The 18843-nt window shown below is 37.9% G+C and carries 15 protein-coding genes; 10 read left to right on the top strand and 5 right to left on the bottom strand.

All coding sequences use genetic code 11. From position 1 onward, the window contains the following. Positions 1-32: 32 nt before the first annotated feature. The 9 genes from ABJH98_RS16955 to accD all read left to right on the top strand — a co-directional run bounded on the left by ABJH98_RS16955 (position 33) and on the right by accD (position 9355). Positions 33-845: a glycogen/starch synthase gene (locus tag ABJH98_RS16955; protein WP_318173338.1), complete on the top strand. Its 813-nt coding sequence runs from the start codon at positions 33-35 to the stop codon at positions 843-845. Beyond that, positions 838-2274: a DUF4270 family protein gene (locus ABJH98_RS16950; RefSeq protein ID WP_348308921.1), complete on the top strand. Its 1437-nt coding sequence runs from the start codon at positions 838-840 to the stop codon at positions 2272-2274. Before ABJH98_RS16955 ends, ABJH98_RS16950 begins: the two co-directional genes overlap by 8 nt. A gap of 9 nt (positions 2275-2283) precedes the next feature. After that, the gene (gene glmS, locus ABJH98_RS16945; RefSeq protein ID WP_348308920.1) at positions 2284-4119 is read left to right on the top strand and encodes a glutamine--fructose-6-phosphate transaminase (isomerizing); all 1836 of its coding nucleotides are present in this window, start codon (positions 2284-2286) and stop codon (positions 4117-4119) included. 1 nt (position 4120) lies between these two features. Beyond that, on the top strand, positions 4121-4498 hold the full coding sequence (locus tag ABJH98_RS16940) for a RidA family protein (protein ID WP_348308919.1): 378 nt from the start codon (positions 4121-4123) through the stop codon (positions 4496-4498). 73 nt (positions 4499-4571) lie between these two features. Beyond that, complete coding sequence (gltX, locus tag ABJH98_RS16935) at positions 4572-6113, top strand: glutamate--tRNA ligase (protein ID WP_348308918.1); 1542 nt, start codon at positions 4572-4574, stop codon at positions 6111-6113. Continuing rightward, complete coding sequence (locus ABJH98_RS16930) at positions 6106-6294, top strand: hypothetical protein (protein WP_348308917.1); 189 nt, start codon at positions 6106-6108, stop codon at positions 6292-6294. The genes gltX and ABJH98_RS16930 overlap by 8 nt, the downstream gene beginning before the upstream one ends. Before the next feature lie 26 nt (positions 6295-6320). Continuing rightward, positions 6321-7088, top strand: a complete 768-nt coding sequence (locus ABJH98_RS16925; protein ID WP_348308916.1) for a TIGR00266 family protein — start codon at positions 6321-6323, stop codon at positions 7086-7088. A 132-nt stretch (positions 7089-7220) separates the two neighbouring features. Next, a complete protein-coding gene (locus ABJH98_RS16920) occupies positions 7221-8432 on the top strand; it encodes an NAD(P)-dependent oxidoreductase (protein ID WP_348308915.1) in 1212 nt (403 codons plus the stop codon). An 80-nt stretch (positions 8433-8512) separates the two neighbouring features. Then, entirely contained in the window at positions 8513-9355 is an 843-nt protein-coding gene (gene accD / locus ABJH98_RS16915; RefSeq protein ID WP_348308913.1) for an acetyl-CoA carboxylase, carboxyltransferase subunit beta, read from the top strand. A gap of 74 nt (positions 9356-9429) precedes the next feature. On the opposite strand, the gene ABJH98_RS16910 is transcribed toward accD, so the two are convergent. The 4 genes from ABJH98_RS16910 to ABJH98_RS16895 all read right to left on the bottom strand — a co-directional run bounded on the left by ABJH98_RS16910 (position 9430) and on the right by ABJH98_RS16895 (position 16478). After that, complete coding sequence (locus ABJH98_RS16910) at positions 9430-10062, bottom strand: lipoprotein signal peptidase (protein WP_348308912.1); 633 nt, start codon at positions 10060-10062, stop codon at positions 9430-9432. Between the two features lie 13 nt (positions 10063-10075). Beyond that, positions 10076-13447 (bottom strand): isoleucine--tRNA ligase, encoded by a 3372-nt coding sequence (gene ileS / locus ABJH98_RS16905; RefSeq protein WP_348308910.1) that lies wholly within the window; start codon positions 13445-13447, stop codon positions 10076-10078. Positions 13448-13499: 52 nt separating this feature from the next. Continuing rightward, positions 13500-15908: an MMPL family transporter gene (locus tag ABJH98_RS16900; RefSeq protein ID WP_348308908.1), complete on the bottom strand. Its 2409-nt coding sequence runs from the start codon at positions 15906-15908 to the stop codon at positions 13500-13502. A gap of 174 nt (positions 15909-16082) precedes the next feature. Next, positions 16083-16478, bottom strand: coding sequence for a TerB family tellurite resistance protein (locus ABJH98_RS16895; RefSeq protein ID WP_348308906.1), 396 nt, complete (start codon positions 16476-16478; stop codon positions 16083-16085). A gap of 410 nt (positions 16479-16888) precedes the next feature. On the opposite strand from ABJH98_RS16895, the gene ABJH98_RS16890 reads away from it, so the two are divergent. Next, positions 16889-18076 (top strand): hypothetical protein, encoded by a 1188-nt coding sequence (locus ABJH98_RS16890; protein ID WP_348308904.1) that lies wholly within the window; start codon positions 16889-16891, stop codon positions 18074-18076. A 59-nt stretch (positions 18077-18135) separates the two neighbouring features. On the opposite strand, the gene ABJH98_RS16885 is transcribed toward ABJH98_RS16890, so the two are convergent. Continuing rightward, complete coding sequence (locus tag ABJH98_RS16885; protein ID WP_348308903.1) at positions 18136-18810, bottom strand: energy transducer TonB; 675 nt, start codon at positions 18808-18810, stop codon at positions 18136-18138. Positions 18811-18843: the final 33 nt, after the last annotated feature.

Here is an 18843-nt window from a genome sequence, read left to right as displayed (position 1 = left end):
ATTTTGAAATTATCAAACTAAAAACACGGTTTATGTCAAAGTACAAAATACTCTATGTGGCAAGTGAAATTAATCCTTTTTTACAAACCACAGAAGTAGCCGATTTCGTGAGAGCGTTGCCACAGGCGATGCAAGAGAGGGGAATGGAAATTAGAATATTGGTTCCAAGGTTTGGATTGATCAATGAAAGAAAAAATCGGCTTCATGAAGTCGTAAGATTGTCAGGTATAAATATCGCTGTGGGTGATGAAGAAAAGCCTTTAATTATTAAAGTGGCTTCTATTCCAAACGCCAAATTGCAGGTTTATTTCATCGATAATGAAGACTATTTTCATAGAAAATCAGTCTTTTTTGATAAGGAAGAGAATTTTCATGCGGACAATGACGAACGAGCTATTTTCTTCTGTAAAGGTGTCTTAGAAACAGTAAAGAAATTAGGCTGGTCTCCTGACATCGTACATTGTAACGATTGGATGACAAGTTTGATTCCACTTTATTTAAAAACTACATACAAAAACGACCCTATATTCAAAGACTCTAAGTCTGTCTTTACTTTATATGATAATGAATTCGAACACAAATTCGAAGGAGATTTGATTAATAAAGTGATGATGATGGATATCGAGGAGAGCATGCTGGAGCATCTCAACACAAAAGATTTTGAAGGTTTTGTAAAGCTAGGCATCGAATATGCCGATGCTGTCATTAAGTCTAAGAATGAGACAAACAAAATTATAGACAAATTGATATCTTCAGCACCTAAAGACAAAAAAGTAGAAACCATTCAAAAAGACGACAACTTTTTAGACTCCTACTACAACTTATATAATGAACTTGTTGGATAAAAACTGGCATGGGTTGCTGATAGTCGCAGCCCTAGCCATTTTTTCATGTGAAGACTCTCATGACATTGGTCTTGGGCTAGACCCTGATGGCATAAGAGTAAATGTTTTATATACTGAGCTACCTATTGAGGTGACAAACGTACGAATAGATAGTATTCGTACCAATGGAGCTTCAAACATGCTAATAGGTAAACATTCTGACGATATTTTTGGGTCTACTTCCGCAACTTTATTTGCTCAATTAAATTTGTCCAACAACTTGGAAGCTACCACGGACAATACTGACACTATTCAATTAGAGGATGAATTTGATATAGAAACTGACTCTATAATAATTACGACATATGAGTATGTTCATGATACAACATTTTTAGAATTAGACATTGATTTTGTTCATACAGAAAATGTTTCATCTCCTCACTCTTACAATATTCATCAGCTTATTGATACGATTTATAGTGAAGCATATTATTTAGCCAACTTCAACACTCCATATTTTACCGACTCAATTGAAGCTGAGTTAAATTTCACTTTGGATAAGGATTTAGTAGAATTATTAGAAAAGGATAGTACCTATTTGCTTCGATTTGAATTAAATGAAAATTGGGGAAACGATTTTATTGAAATTGGGAAGAGTACTTCACCATCAGGAAATATACGTTTCAATTACAAAGGAATTGCAATTGTTGGAGATGAGAACAATAAAGCCCTCATTGGCTTAAAACCAGCAACTACAAATTTATCAGTTGATTACCATATCATTGAAAATGTCGAAACCTTACTGAATAGAATTCAAATATCTAATGAGACTAGAATTTATAAAGACTCATTAGAATTAAATATTGCCTTCAATTTTAATAACGCGTATTATAGCTCCATTTCTGTCGATCGTTCCGGATCTTTAATGTCAAATGAAGCAGGAGATTACAATAGTTTTACTGTTGGTGATGGTAACATCTACCTCCAACCAGCTACTGGCATTTTTCCAAAACTTAATTTAGACACTTTGAATAAGTTTTTTGCAGCTCATCCAAACATTCAAATTAACAGAATGGAGTTCTCAATTGAAACAAAAGAGAATAGCGAATATATATCCAATGTTGATAATTTAAGATTTATGTACGTAAATGGATCCGATGGTTCTAAAATCAATAATGACGGAATCCTTACTAATATTTTAAGTGAAACAGCCATATTAACAGATGCAGGATATTTGTCTGGCACTTCTACTCCTTTAATTTCCGAACTTGATGAAACATCATTAATTTATGGCGGAGTCCCTACATTTTTTGCTCAATTAGTAGAAATCGGTACTATCGAAGTTGACCATCTGATACTTTTCCCTCAAGATGTAACAACACCCGATTATTCTGTATTTGATGAAGAAAATGGCTTCAGAGTTAAACTTTATTATACGCTTCCCGAATAAGAGAGTATTATGTGTGGAATTGTTGCCTATGTAGGTCATCAAGATGCCTTTCCCTTAATTATTAAAGGGCTAAAAAGACTTGAATATAGAGGGTATGACAGTACAGGAGTTTCTGTACATGACAACGGTCTTAAGGTTTTTAAAAAGGCTGGAAAAGTGTCGGATCTTGAATCCTCTGTTTCAGACCAATTGATCAAAGGTACAATAGGTATTGGGCATACCCGATGGGCGACTCATGGAGAACCCAATGACCGAAACGCCCACCCTCACTTTTCTTCAGACCATTCTTTATCGATCATTCATAACGGTATCATTGAAAATTATGATACTATCAAAGAACAATTACTTTCCAAAGGATATTTATTCAAAAGTGACACAGACACAGAAGTGCTAATCACTTTTATTGAAGATATTAAAAAGCAAAATGGTGGCGATTTAGAGCAAGCTGTTCGTTCTGCTCTACATGCGGTTGAAGGAGCCTACGCGATCGTAATTCTAGATCAAGAAAATCCTGACCAATTAATTGCAGCTAGAAAAGGAAGCCCAATGGTATTAGGTATTGGAAACAATGAATATTTCATAGCTTCAGATGCTACACCGATTATAGAGTACACTAATGAAGTAGTTTACTTGAAAGACAAAGAAATTGCAATTGTCAATAGAAACAATTTTAAAATCACCAATATTGACGACGTTGAACAAACACCTTATATCCAAAAGGTGGAAATGAAACTAGAAGAGCTCGAAAAAGGAGGGTACGAGCATTTCATGTTAAAAGAAATTTTTGAACAACCTAATTCTATTGCTGATAGTATGCGCGGCCGCCTTGATGCGGAAAATGGTACTTTAACATTAGGAGGCATATATGAATACGCTCAAGCCCTCATCAATGCTCGTAGAATCATTGTACTAGCTTGTGGGACTTCTTGGCACTCTGGCTTGGTAGCTGAATACTTATTTGAAGAATATTGCAGAATCCCAGTAGAAGTTGAGTACGCTTCAGAATTTCGATATAGAAATCCTGTGATCCATGAAGGTGATATTGTTATTGCCATTTCTCAATCTGGAGAAACAGCAGATACATTAGCCGCTATTGAATTAGCCAAATCCAAAGGTGCTATTATTTTGGGTATTGTAAATGTAGTAGGATCGTCAATTTCTAGAATCACTCATGAAGGTGCATATCTTCATACAGGGCCAGAGATTGGAGTTGCCAGTACAAAAGCATTTACTGGACAGCTTTCTGTTTTGACAATGATCGCGTTAAGTGTAGCCCATAAAAAAGGCACCATCACTCAGACCCGGTATAAAGAACTACTTGTCGAATTGTCAAACATTCCAGCCAAAATTAAGGAAGTTTTGGACAACAACAGTGTAATAGAAGAAATCGCTGAACGCTTCAAGGATGCCAAAAATTTTATCTATCTGGGTCGAGGCTACAATTTTCCAGTTGCGCTTGAAGGAGCGCTGAAACTAAAAGAAATTTCTTACATTCATGCCGAAGGCTACCCTGCTGCAGAAATGAAGCATGGCCCAATTGCATTGATAGACGAAGAAATGCCAGTGGTATTTATTGCCACACGTGATAGTTCTTACGATAAGGTAGTATCAAACATTCAGGAAGTAAAAGCTCGAAAAGGTGTTGTGATAGCAGTAGTAACAAAAGGTGACGCACTAATTCCAGCGCTTGCAGATTATATCATCGAGGTTCCTCCATGTGAAGAAGCATTGATGCCTTTGGTATCTGTCATTCCTCTTCAATTACTATCATACCATATCGCCGTGATGAGAGGGTGCAACGTAGACCAACCAAGAAATTTAGCCAAATCTGTAACTGTCGAATAACATGCATAAAATAATAAACACCGAAAATGCTCCTGCTCCCATTGGCCCTTATAGCCAATCCACATTAGCAGGTAATACACTCTATGTTTCAGGTCAAATTGCCTTTGTACCCGGAACTGATAATCTTCTTTTGGACTCAATAGAAGAAGAAACCCATCAGGTGATGAAAAATTTGGGTGCTATTCTAAAGGAAGCTGGAGCTGACTATTCTAATGTAGTGAAGTGTTCCATCTTTGTAAGCGATATGGGTAATTTCGGAAAAATCAATACGGTCTACGGCGAGTACTTTACTAGCAATCCTCCTGCCAGAGAGACTGTAGAGGTGAGCTGCTTACCAAAAAACGTGAACGTGGAAATTTCCTGTATCGCCGTATTATAAACTAGCCTCAAATATTGATAACTTTGCCATGCCGGATATTCTCCGGCATATTTTTTTGTAACTATATTGATCGATGAGTAACGAAGTAAGAGTAAGATTTGCACCTAGTCCAACTGGTGTACTGCATATTGGTGGTGTACGTACCGCACTGTACAACTATTTATTTGCTAAAAAACATGGTGGTAAATTCATTCTAAGAATAGAAGATACAGACCAAGCCAGATTTGTCGAAGGCGCTGAGCAATACATTAAAGATTCATTAGCTTGGTGTGGAATAAAAATAGATGAAGGAACAGATCAGGGTGGAATATACGCTCCTTACAAACAATCTGAACGTAAGGAATTATATAAAAAATACGCTCAACAAATGATCGATGAAGGCAAAGCCTATTACGCCTTCGATACCACAGAAGAATTAGACGAGATGCGTGAAACACTCAAAGCAGCTAAGGCTAATTCTTTGAATTACAATTCGATTACCCGAAATACAATGAAAAACTCGCTGACACTTCCTGCAGAGGAAGTAATACAGCGCCTGGAATCTGGCAAGCCATACGTTATTCGAATCAAAGTCCCAGCCAAAGAAGATATTCGATTGAACGACATGATTAGAGGGTGGGTAAATGTCCATACCTCCACCATGGACGACAAAGTCCTCATGAAATCCGATGGGATGCCAACTTACCATTTGGCTAATGTGGTTGATGACTATCTAATGAGAATCACACATGTGATCCGTGGAGAGGAATGGCTGCCTTCTGCACCATTGCATGTGCTATTATACAGGTATTTAGGCTGGGAAGATAGCATGCCTCAATTTGCTCACTTGCCTTTGTTGTTGAAGCCTGATGGCAATGGTAAGCTCAGTAAACGTGATGCCGCCAAACACGGCTTCCCTATTTTCCCAATGGAATGGAAAGTCACTGAAGAGGATGCCTCTCTCAAGGGTTTTAAAGAAGAAGGATATTTAAGTGAAGCATTCGTGAACTTCTTGGCGCTTCTCGGGTGGAACCCTGGGACTGAAAATGAAATCTTCAATTTAGACGAGTTGATTGAATCGTTCACCATCGAAAGAGTAAGTAAGGCGGGCGCAAAATTCGACATAGACAAAGCCATCTGGTTCAACCAACAGTATATCAGAAAAATGAATCCTACAGATTTGGCCGCGCTTTTATTGGATCAAACCAAAGCTGCTGACATTTCTTGTGAAAAATCAAAAGCAGTCTCAATTGCGGAATTGATGCAAGAACGCATAGACTTCACACCAGAATTACTTTCAAAAGGCAAATACTTTTTTGAAGCACCAAACGCCTATATTGATAAAGTGGTTCGAAAAAAATGGAATCAAACAACAAAAGCAGTTTTTGAATCCTTCAGTTCTCAAATAGAAAATGGCGAACTAAAAGCCGAAGATTTTCAAAGCAATTTGGAGCAAGCCACAGCTGCCCACGAGACGAAAGTAGGTATGGTAATGCAAATACTACGTGTGGCCGTCACAGGTGAAGCAGGTGGCCCAGATTTAATGAAAATCATGGAAGTACTTGGAACAAATGAAGTGGCTCATCGTATAGAAAAGGCAACTAATGCTTTCGACCGAGAAGCCAACAATGAGTAAAAAAAAGAAAAATACCAAACCCAGCGTTAATCCTGATTTGGAAGGGTTTGAGGTCAATATCAACGCCTTCGGTGAAATCAAGTCTTCTTTGAAAATCGATAAACTTAATGAGTTTTTGAATAAAAATGTAGAAGACAAAAAACTGAAGGACCGCGATGATCTAGACGACATTAAAAAATAATCTCAAACCCAAAACCCACACCATACATGAGAAGTCACGAAATCGACTATGAAATAAAAGGAGAAAGTATTCAGATTGTAGAAGTTGAACTAGATCCTCGAGAAACAGTAGTAGCCGAAGCTGGCGCGATGCTCTTTATGGAAGATGGGATCGTTTTTGAAACTAAAATGGGAGATGGGTCCGAACCAAATCAAGGCTTCTTAGGAAAATTGGTCTCAGCAGGAACTAGAGCTCTGACAGGCGAGTCTTTGTTTATGACTCATTTCACCAATCACGGTGCAGGAAAAAAGAAAGTAGCTTTCTCCGCACCTTATCCTGGCACAGTCATTCCTATTGATTTGCAACAATCTCCCAATCAAGAATTAATAGTTCAAAAAGATGGATTTTTATGTGCAGCGTTAGGCACCAAAGTTTCTATCACACTCAATAAACGATTGGGTTCAGGCCTCATCGGAGGAGAAGGTTTCATCCTTCAAAAATTGCAAGGCGATGGCATGGCTTTCGTTCATGCCGGTGGCACCGTCATCGAAAGAGAACTCAATAATGAAACTTTAAGAATAGATACCGGGTGCGTGGTGGCCTTTGAATCCACACTCGATTTCGACATACAATCCGCAGGAGGCCTCAAGTCCATGGTTTTTGGCGGTGAAGGCATGTTTTTGGCTACTATGAGTGGTACTGGTAAAGTCTGGCTTCAATCCATGCCTATCAGAAAACTCATTCAAGCTATAGCACCTTACGGAAAAAACTCGACAAAAGAAGCCTCTTCTATTTTAGGTAATTTTTTAGAGTAAGCCGAAATTCCAACACAATCTTGGGTTAATTATACAAATAATTCCCTGAAAAAGGGTTTGATGCTAATTTCATATCGGCTAAAAAACCCACATATTTGCGCCACAATATTAAGACTCAAAAATCCATTTAGAATGACTAAAATTGGTATCCTTAAAGAGGGTAAAATTCCGGTAGATCGGCGCGTGGCTATCATTCCTTCTCAAGCCAGATACATTAAAGAGAATTTTTCTGACCTTGATTTAGTTTGTCAAAAAAGCGAAATCAGATGCTTTAGCGATGTGGACTATCAAAACGAAAACATTGAGTTGGTAGATGCTGTAGACGATTGTGATATCATATTTGGGGTCAAAGAGGTGCCATTAGGACAATTGATTCCAAATAAAACTTACTTCTTTTTTTCTCATACCATAAAGAAACAAGAATATAATAGGGAACTTCTTAATGAAGCACTCGATAAAAACATTAGACTCATTGACTACGAAACACTTACAGATGCCAACAGTCAACGCATCATAGCGTTTGGTAGATATGCTGGGATCGTAGGTGCCTACAATGGTATTTGGTCTTTGGGCAAACGTTATAATCTATTCAATATCCGAAGAGCAAATGAATGTTTTGACTTGGAAGATATGAAAACCGAGTACAGCAAGGTCAAACTTCCAAATATCAAAATAGTCATTACAGGCGGAGGAAGGGTGGCCAAAGGCGCCATGGAAGTACTTCTTGGATTAAACATCAGAAAAGTCACACCCGAAAGGTTCGCAAATGAAGATTTCCAAGAACCAGTGTTTACCCAGCTCAACAGTAGGGATTATAATAAGCACAAAGAAGGAAAAGAATTCAAAAGAACTGAGTTTTTTGAGCAGCCTGAAAATTTTGAATCAGATTTTTATCAATATGCTAAGTGCGCTGATTTGCTAGTCGCATGTGCCTATTGGCACCCAGAGGCTCCAGTGCTTTTTACTAGAGAAGAGGCTACGCATAGAGATTTCAAAATCAACATAATCGCTGATGTGACTTGTGATATAGAAGGTTCTATCCCATCTACTATTCGCCCTGCTACTATAGATGACCCCGTATTTGATTACGACCCTACTACTGGTAAAGAGATGCCACCATTTTCGGATGAAGGAAATATCACAGTGATGTCTGTAGACAATTTACCTTGTGAATTACCAAGAAACGCTTCTGAAGATTTCGGAAAAGAATTGGTAAAAAATGTATTGCCTTGTTTATTGGGTGATGACCCTGACAAAATCATTGAGAGAGCAACTATAACTGATCAAGGCCAATTGACGTCTCACTACGCATATCTTCAAGATTACGCCGAAGGAAAAGAGTAGTGAAGCAAATATCTATCAACGTATATTCGAAAGTCTCTCAACTAATATATCTTTGCACTCCTTCTAATAAAAGGTAATTTATGGCTTGGTTTAATAGAAAAGACAAAGGCATCCAGACGCCTACAAATGCAAAAAAAGAAGCTCCAGACGGACTGTGGTACAAGACTCCTAGCGGAAAAATCGTACACATGCGTGAGCTCAAAAACAACTCTTATGTGAGTCCTGAGGACGATTATCATGTGAGAATTGGCTCAAAAGAGTATTTCGAAATCATTTTTGATAATAATGAATTTGAAGAACTGGATGCAGACATGACTTCTGGAGATCCTTTAAAATTCACAGATTCAAAACCTTACCCAGCAAGAATTGCAGCTACGCAGAAGAAATCCGGGCTTAAAGACGCAGTTCGAAGTGCAGTTGGAAAAATGCACAATAGAGACATCGTCGTCGCTTGTATGGACTTTGGATTCATAGGTGGATCTATGGGATCTGTGGTGGGAGAAAAAATTGCAAGAGCAATTGACTACTCACTGAAACATAAGATTCCATTCTTGATGATATCAAAATCTGGTGGAGCTCGAATGATGGAGGCTGGGTTCTCATTGATGCAAATGGCTAAGACTTCCGCAAAATTGGCTTTGCTATCAGAAGCCAAGATTCCATACATTTCTTTATTGACAGACCCCACAACAGGCGGTGTCACGGCTTCATTCGCTATGCTTGGTGATTTTAATATTGCAGAGCCAGGAGCCTTAATCGGGTTTGCTGGACCAAGAATCATAAGAGAAACTATTGGAAAAGATTTACCCAAAGGATTTCAAAGCGCTGAATTTGTTTTGGATCACGGATTTCTAGATTTTATTGTAGACAGAAGAAGTCTGAAAAGAAAATTAACTACGCTACTCGAGTTGTTGGATAAATAATCTTATAAGATACCAAGCAAAAAGGGCTTCAAGTTTTCACTTGAAGCCCTTTTTGCTTTCTTACTTCTTAAGAATTAAACTTCTACCGTTTCCGTTTGCACGGATTTAGATTCTTGGTTTTCTTCTTCAATCTCCTCGTGAAAAAATCTTTTTTGAAAGATAAGAATGGCAAAAACACCTATAAAAATGGATGCGTCTGCAATATTGAATACTGGCCAAAGAGACATGTATTTTCCTCCCATAAATGGAATCCATTCTGGAATGTGACCTTCCCAAATATCAACATAGAACATATCTACTACTTGTCCATAAAACCAAGGAGTAGGTGAACCTACTGGCGCATTGTCCAAGAAGACTCCGTAAAATGTACTATCGATCACATTACCTATCGCTCCACCTAAGATCATTGCTATACATATCAACATGCCTTTGTGTACACCTTTATTGATCAAAGTATATAAATAATAGCCAATACCTACCATAGCAACTAATCGGAAAAGTGTGAGAAACAATTTTCCATACTCAGTGCCGAGTTTCATCCCGAAAGCCATTCCAGGATTGGTGAGGTAATATAATTTGAAAAAATCTCCAATCACATGAATCTGACCTGGCATCCCCATGTCCATATTGAAATGCACCAACAACTTTACCACCTGATCCAAAAGGATGATTCCCAAACTCAATAAGTAATATTTATAATATTTCACTCTATTATTTTTATTATACAACATCTAGCTTCACAGCTACTTCAAACTCATCCATTTCGAGTGCTTGTCCACCATCCAAAGCAGAAACGAGAGTTAATTCATTAGCTTGTGTTTCTTGGCAAATATAAGATTTGAAAGCCTCTACAGAAGCATTCAACAATTCATCAGAACTTTGAAGCTGGACTGCAATTTTGTCTTGCACTTCAAGTCCATTGTCCTTTCTAAGGTTCTGGATTCTATTGACCAAATCCCTTGCTACTCCTTCTTGCTTCAATTCTTCTGACAATTGAATATCCAAAGCTACAGTCAGCCCATTTTCTGAAGCTACCAACCAGCCAGGAATATCTTGCGAACTAATTTCTACATCTTCTAACGTCAAACTGATCTTTTGGTCACCCAAATCCAGTTCAAATTTATTATTCGCTTCCAATTGAGCAATATCCTCTTTAGTGAAAGTCGCAATTTTCTGAGAAATATCTTTCATTCTAGCTCCATGCTCTTTACCCAACTTTCTAAAATTAGGTTTGATAGACTTCACCAAAATCCCTGACGTATCATCTAAGAATTCAATGGCTTTTACATTGACTTCGTTGAGTATCAACTCCTCCACAGCTCTCACATGAGTTTCCGTGTCCTTATTCAGTACGGGAATCATAATTCTAGACAATGGCTGACGCACTTTCAATTTCTCTTTCTTTCTCAAGGAATGAACCAAAGAAGAAATCTTCTGAGCCATTTCCATTCTGATTTCTAATGCCTTATCAATCAAACCTGGATTAGCTACTGGATAGTTGGAAAGATGTACCGAATCATGAGATTCATGTCCTGACACCGCATTCAAATCATTGTATAATCGGTCCATGTAGAATGGAGCAATCGGAGCTGCCAATTTCGCAATGGTTTTCAAACAAGTGTAAAGCGACTGATAAGCAGCCATTTTATCCTCGTTGTACTCCCCTTTCCAAAATCTTTTTCTATTCAATCTTACGTACCAGTTGCTCATATCATCAATCACAAAGTCTTGAATCATACGAGCCGCTTTGGTAGGTTCATACTCGTTATACGCCTCGTCTACCTGACCGATCAAGGTATTCAACTTACTGATGATCCAACGATCACTTTCTGTTTTCTTTTTGTCATCTACTTCACTTTCGCTAAAGTTGAATTTGTCCAAATTTGCGTATAAAGCGAAGAAATTATAAGTGTTATATAACGTGCCGAAGAATCGTCGTTGTACTTCAGCTACGCCTTCAATATCAAATTTTAAATTATCCCATGGATTAGCATTTGAGATCATGTACCATCTTGTAGCATCTGGCCCATATTTGGCTAATGTTTCAAATGGATTCACTGCATTGCCGAGTCGCTTCGACATTTTGTTTCCACTCTTATCAAGCACCAAGCCATTGGCAATGACATTTTTAAAGGACACTTGATCAAAAAGCATCACAGCAATTGCATGGAGAGTAAAGAACCATCCTCTAGTCTGATCTACTCCCTCAGCAATAAAGTCAGCAGGATAGACATTACTCAAACCACCTTCAGCTTGTGTAGCATCGTTAGGATCATCTCCCATGAAGTGGAACTGCGCATAGGGCATGGCACCAGAATCAAACCATACATCGATCAAGTCTGGCTCTCGCGTCATTCTTTTCCCAGAATCGCTCACCAAGAAAATATCATCCACATAAGGTCTGTGCAAATCAAAATCTTCTCCCAACTCTTCTGTCATAAAACCAGCAGCAATCGACTTTTTAACTTCAGCTTCTAGTTCGGCGATAGACCCAATGCATTTCTGTTCTTGTCGGTCTTCAGTGACCCAAATCGGCAATGGTGTACCCCAATACCTCGATCGGCTTAGGTTCCAATCCACTAAATTTTCCAACCAATTACCAAATCTTCCACTACCTGTTGAGGCTGGCTTCCAGTTGATCGTATTGTTGAGTTCTACTAGTCGATCTTTGTAAGCTGTGGTTTTGATAAACCAGGAATCCAATGGATAGTACAAGACTGGCTTATCAGTTCTCCAACAATGAGGGTAACTGTGTTCGTATTTTTCTACTTTAAATGCTCTATTGGCTTCTTTCAAATGAATGGCAATGAGCACATCCGTGGGTTTGAAATCCGCTGCTTTTCTTTCTTCGTCAGAGTAATATTCTTCTTTAACGTACTTTCCTGCAAAATCTGAAACCTCAGAAATGAATCTACCCTGTTTGTCGACCAAAGGAACATCATCTCCTTTTTCATCTTTAGCTACTACAGGAGGCACACCTGCCAATTTAGAAACTAAATAATCGTCAGCCCCAAACAAAGCCGCAGCATGAACTATCCCAGTACCATCTTCTGTAGTTACGTAATCACCAGGAATTACTTTGAAAGCATTAGCTTCAAGATCCTCATTGGTTACATATGGAAATAGCTGCTCGTAACGAATGTCTAATAAATCTGCTCCAACAAACTCTCCTTCAACATTCCAAGGAATTAATTTATCACCTTCATTATAATCTTCAAGTGCCAGATCCTTTGCTTTTTCCGAAAAGTATTTCCCCACCAAATCCTTTGCGAGGATGACAGCAATTGGTTTAAATGTATAAGGGTTAAAGGTTTTAACCTTCACATAATTAATTTTCTTTCCTACCACCAAAGCACCATTAGATGGTAAAGTCCATGGTGTTGTCGTCCAAGCCAAAAAGAATACTTCTTCGTCGCCATTGAATAACTTTGAAGAAAGGCCTGATTTTTTGACTTTAAACTGAGCTACTACGGAGGTGTCTTTTACATCTCTATACGTGCCTGGCTGGTTGAGCTCATGAGAGCTTAATCCTGTGCCTGCTGCTGGTGAAAATGGCTGAACTGTATAGCCTTTGTACAGCAACCCTTTATCATAAAATTTCTTCAATAAGTGCCAAAGGCTTTCAATATAGTCTTTTTCAAATGTGATATACGGATCATCCAGATCCACCCAATATCCCATTTTCTCAGTGAGGTCATCCCACTGATCTTTGAATTTCATGACCGCTTCCCGACACTTTTCATTGTATTCTTCTACAGTGATTTTGGTGCCGATGTCTTCCTTGGTAATTCCTAATTCTTTTTCAACCTGAAGCTCTACTGGAAGACCATGCGTATCCCAACCGCCCTTTCTCTTTACCTGATAGCCTTTCAGTGTTTTGTATCTGCAAAAAATATCCTTGACCGCACGTGCCATTACATGGTGAATTCCAGGCGTACCGTTTGCTGATGGAGGGCCTTCATAAAACACAAAAGTTTCTGCTCCTTCTCTTTCATCTACTGACTTCTGAAAGACGTCATTCTTCTTCCAAAAAGCTAATACCTCATCTGCTACCTCAGCGTAATTGATATTCTTGTATTCTTTGTAACTCAATGCTTTATTTTCTAATAAGTATTAAAAAACTGATTTCTTAAATATGAATGGGCTATTTAGACTCTTTATCTTCCACTTCGATCATGTCCAAATCGATTTCCTCGTCCTCACGCTCGTCATAAAATTCGGGGTATTTCTCTATTAATGGATGGCTGTGTGTATCTCTACTTCCTTTATCAAACCTTAATAAAAGTGCTGGTAAAACAATCAAATTGGTCAACATCGCCATTAATAGTGTAGTTGACGTTAATGCACCCAATGCCACTGTGCCTCCAAACTCTGAAGCTGCGAATATGACAAACCCAAAGAACAGAATAATTGAAGTATATATCATACTTGCTCCTGTCTCTCTCAGACTCTTACTAACAGCTAATGGAACAAAAAAGTTGTTGGCAAAAAGCTCTTGTCTGTACTTGGCTAAAAAATGAATGGAGTCGTCTACTGAGATTCCGAACGCAATACTAAATATCAGAGCCGTACTCGGCTTTAATGGTATTCCTGCAAATCCCATCATGCCACCGGTAATCATCAAAGGAATAATGTTTGGGATTAGACATAAAATGATCATTTTGAAATTTTTGAATAACAAAGCCATAATCAGCGCAATGATGAAAAACGCGATAAACATGCTAGTGATCAAATTGTCTATCAAGAATTTATTACCCTTAATAAACAGCAGTGTGGTGCCTGTAATGGTCACATTCATTTTGGTATCACCAAAAATCTCATCAATTTTTGGCTGAATAACTTCATTAACAAGCACATCCAATTTATTGGATCCGATGTCAGCTATTTTGAGTGAAACTCTAATTCTCTGTCCAGTGGAATCTACAAATGCCTTTGAAATTCCCTGTTGATCAGACTCCTTTTTTAAATATCTAAAAATGAAATTTTTATCTCGATTGTTTGGCAATGCGTATTTTTCGGGATTATCATTATAGAATGCTTGTCGTGTCGCTTTTATAAAACTAACAACAGAAAGCGGTTGAGAAACATCGTCAAGTGAATTTAGGAAAGTTTCAAACTCATCGATTTTCTTGAGATTTTTCAAACTCTGGACTCCTTTCTTAGTTCCAGTATCAATGATAATCTCCAGAGGCATTACCCCCGCAAAATTATCTTCGAAGAATTTCAAATCTTGTTTAACCTGACTCTCTTCAGGTAAGTCGTCCACCATATAAGACCGCGCCTCAATTTTTGAAATACCATAAGCTGACAACACCACAATAATTGCAGCTGCACCAAATATGTAATATTTATGTCTATGGACTAAAAGATCTAATCCTGTAAGTACCTTATCCAATGGCACAAATTCCAGATGCTTCAAATGTCGACTTGAAGGCGGTTTCAAATATGAAAATACCGCAGGAATCATAATTAAACTCACTACAAACGTAGCCAGGATGTTTACACCTGCTATTACTCCAAACTCCTTGAGTACCACAATGTCAGTGAATGCCAAAACCAAGAAACCTACTGCAGTGGTGAAGTTGGTGATCAAGGTAACTATACCAATTTTTCTGATGATACGCTCCAGTGCTTTTCTCTGATCGCCATGTTGAAAATATTCCTGATGGTATTTGTTCAACATGTAAACTGCATTCGGAATGCCGATGACCACTATAATTGGTGGAATCAATCCGGTGAGCAATGTGATTTCATAATCGAATAAAGCCAACGTACCCATGACCCAGACCACAATCATTCCTATAATAAAGAGTGCAACGAGCACTACTTTGAAAGATCTGAAAAACAGGAATAGGATAAAGCCTGTTACCATGACCGAAAAGACCAAGAACATATTCAATTCCTTTTTGATCTTGACCGTATTGATATATCGCACGAATGGCAAACCAGCGTATCTTAGATTGATGCCTGTATGCTCTTTGTATTGCTCTGTTACCTGCAAAACGTCACCTACTACTGTATTTCGAGCTTTGGAATTCATCACCTCATTCTCGATGGTAACCAACACCATATTGGCTCCATTTTCAGCATTGAGTAGTTGTCCGCTATAAAACTTCAAACTCTGGCAATAAGCAATCAGGCTATCTAGTTCCTTTTGATCAGAAGGGACATCTGTAAATACATTTTGAAGTTCAAATCTATTGTCGTCTGTGTTTTTAACTAACCGTTTCAAACTTGGCAAACTCAATACATCTTTTACATAGTTGATGTTGGCCAATTCATCAGTCATGTATTTTAGTTTGCGGAAATTATCTTCTAAATAAACCGCGCTATCTTTTATCCCTATCGCTAGAATATTCCCGTCTTCCCCAAATTCTTTTTTGAATTCCTTGAAATAGATCATTTCAGGATCAGTTTTAGGGACGATGTTAGCGAGGCTAAATGACCATTTAACTTCTTGAGCTTTATAGGCCATGAAGCCTGTAATTCCAAAAAGTGCAAGGATCAATAAGAGCCTGTGCTTGAGTATGAATTGTGAAAGTTTATACCACATGAGCAAAAATGAATCTGCAAAGGTAAGGATTTTTACTATTTAAAGGAGATCCTAATTTTATTGTTAATGTCGGCAAAAATTGATTCACCTTTTTAGACCAAATCATTTGTTTAAGGCACAAAAAAAGGAGGTTTTTCCTCCTTTCAATAATTTCATTAAATACTGTAATCAACACTAGTTTTGATATTTCAAAACCGCCTTCTTCAATGACTCTTTATTAGCCACAATTGTAGGGTCTGAGTAAACTTTGGAAGAGAGTTCTGCAATGACTGCCTTCTTGAACCCGAGTTTAACCGCTACTTCTTCACAATACTTTACTTCACTTAAGAAAACTTCCTTGTCAATTTTCATTAGTTGGACTACATTGAATAGATACTCGAATTTTTCATCGTCCGTCATTGTATTCAATGGTGGCAATGGCTCTGGGTTTTCTAATAAACCAAGTATTTCTTCTTCAGAAATTCCATTGGCCTTCCCAACCATCAAAATCATATCTTTTTCATCATCAGCAAAATCGTTGTCGATATTTGCCAATTTCACTAACATACTTAGCTGTGATTTTATGCTCATTGTTTATTAAGGTTTATAAATGCAGGTGTATTCAAAGATAAAAATATAAATCAATTTGAAGGCGAAAGTCCATTTAGATATCATTTGTCGCAAATAAAGATACAAAAATATAATCCTGAATCGTAACTCTTGCTATCTCTTAATGTAGGAACAAATTAAGCAAACAAGTTGGCATCTTAAAATACTACACTATGAGCAAGATTATGTCACAGGACAGGACAGACATTCAATTTCAACGAAAAGTTGAACCAACGTAAAACTTACATATTTGAGATCATTTTGCTATTTGTTTAAAAAAATGCTTTAATTTAGAAACCCAATCAGCATATTAAAAACATTATATATCTTGAGTTGCGCTTTCTAAAATCAGTAAATTTCAGAACCAAGCATAACTTAAATTAATTCAATATATGGGCATCATAATACCGTTGATTTTAATCGCGATAAGCTGTGTAGTTATTTGGAGAGCCGGAGATGGCTTTATGACTGCATCCGAATACATTGGCAGAAATCTTTCAGAAGGCGTAAGAGGAGCATCAATTAATGCGATTGCCAGTTCAATGCCCGAGGTATTCACCTCACTATTTTTCTTATTTGTTTTAATGGATGCCGACGGTTTTGCAGGTGGGATAGGAACCACAGCAGGTAGTGCCATATTCAATAGCATGGTTATTCCAGCAGTTTCTGTAATTGCCGTTATTGGAATTGGCCTGGCCAAAAGAATTAAAGTTTCGAAAAAAGTAATGCTCAGAGATGGTATCTCTTTAATCATAACAGAAGCCATTTTCTTGGTTTTAATTAATGGATCTGTTTTGGATTGGTATCATGGACTCATTTTGATGGGGGTTTATGTCATATATATTACCTACATGTTCATGTCCATGAAGAGTAATCAGAAAAAGGAAGAACAAATTGAAGAAGAGGAGGAAGAGGAAGAAGAGGATTTAGGGCCAGCACCATCATTCTTTGTCAGCTTGATCTCATTTAATTTGGAAGATTTATTTATTCGAAATAATAAAGTAACAGGTAAAAATGCTTGGCCCTTACTCATCTTTTCAACGATCTCAATAGCTGCTGTATGTTATCTACTAGTAATAGCCTGTGAGTGGATGGGATCAGAAGTTTATGAGGTCCCATATTTGGGTTCTTATAATGGCTTAGGTATTCCTTTGATGTTTGTGGCGCTTGTTCTTGCTTCTGCAGCTTCAAGTTTTCCTGACACCATCATCTCCATTAAAGATGCTCAAAGAGGACAATATGACGATGCAATATCTAATGCATTAGGAAGTAATATTTTTGATGTGTGTTTTGCACTTGGATTTCCATTGTTCATATTTTGTATACTGCATGGACCTATTCAAATGGGGCCAGATGATATAGCGATCAGTAGTGAAATTCGGTTTTTACTTTTGCTGTTGACTATATTGGCTGTGATCATATTTGTATCTTCTCAATACATTGGTAAAACAAAAGCTTTTCTGCTATTAGGCATTTATTTCATGTTTATAGCATACATCATAGGCAGAAGTGCAGACAACCCACTCGCTAATTCAATAGCTGATTTTCTGGTTTCCACGGTTCGAATGGTCATCGGCTGACGGCTGTAACTGGCTATTAAAAAAATAATAAAGGCGAATCAGATGATTCGCCTTTATTATTATCCTAGTTTGAAAGTGATAGGTAAAATCATTCTAACCTTTACTGGCCTACCTCTTTGCTTGCCTGGCGACCATGCTGGAGAGTTTTTAATGACCCGAACAGCTTCTTCATCGCATCCCCCACCAATGCCTTTAATCGCATGTACGTCCGTGAGATTTCCACTCTTATCAATAACAAATTGCACGTACACCCTTCCTTCTACTCCCATTTTTCTTGCTTGATTTGGATATTTCATTTGCTTAGCCACATGCTGATAAAAAGCCTGCATGCCTCCTACTGGCTCTGGCATAGACTCGACAAATATGAATGTCTCCTCTGGTTTTTCTTCGGGCAACGGTTCATCAAAAACAGGATCTTCAAATATATCTGATTCTTCAAAATCAACGTCAATGATAACATCTGGTACATTCTCTAAAATTTCATCATCCTCCACAATTACTAACTTGGGTAGTTCTACCACTGGCGGTGGTGGAGGAGGCTGTATAGTTTGGGGTATTTCCATGATTTCTTCAAAATCATCATCCACCTCTCCAAGGCTGACCAAGCCCGCGTCCCCATAAAAACGCCATTCAAATGCCGACACTACCAGCATCAAGCTTATGGCAAGGCCTACATTAAAAAAGGCACTTCTCTTCCGTTCCAAATCTATCTTTGGATTTTTTCTTAATTCCATGATTATTGAATTTATGTTTAACAATACATTCAC

It is taken from the genome of Reichenbachiella sp. (assembly GCF_039969095.1).
Taxonomy (GTDB): domain Bacteria; phylum Bacteroidota; class Bacteroidia; order Cytophagales; family Cyclobacteriaceae; genus Reichenbachiella.
The sequence above is the reverse complement of the archived record's forward strand: the minus strand, read 5'-3'. Positions and strand labels throughout refer to the sequence as shown.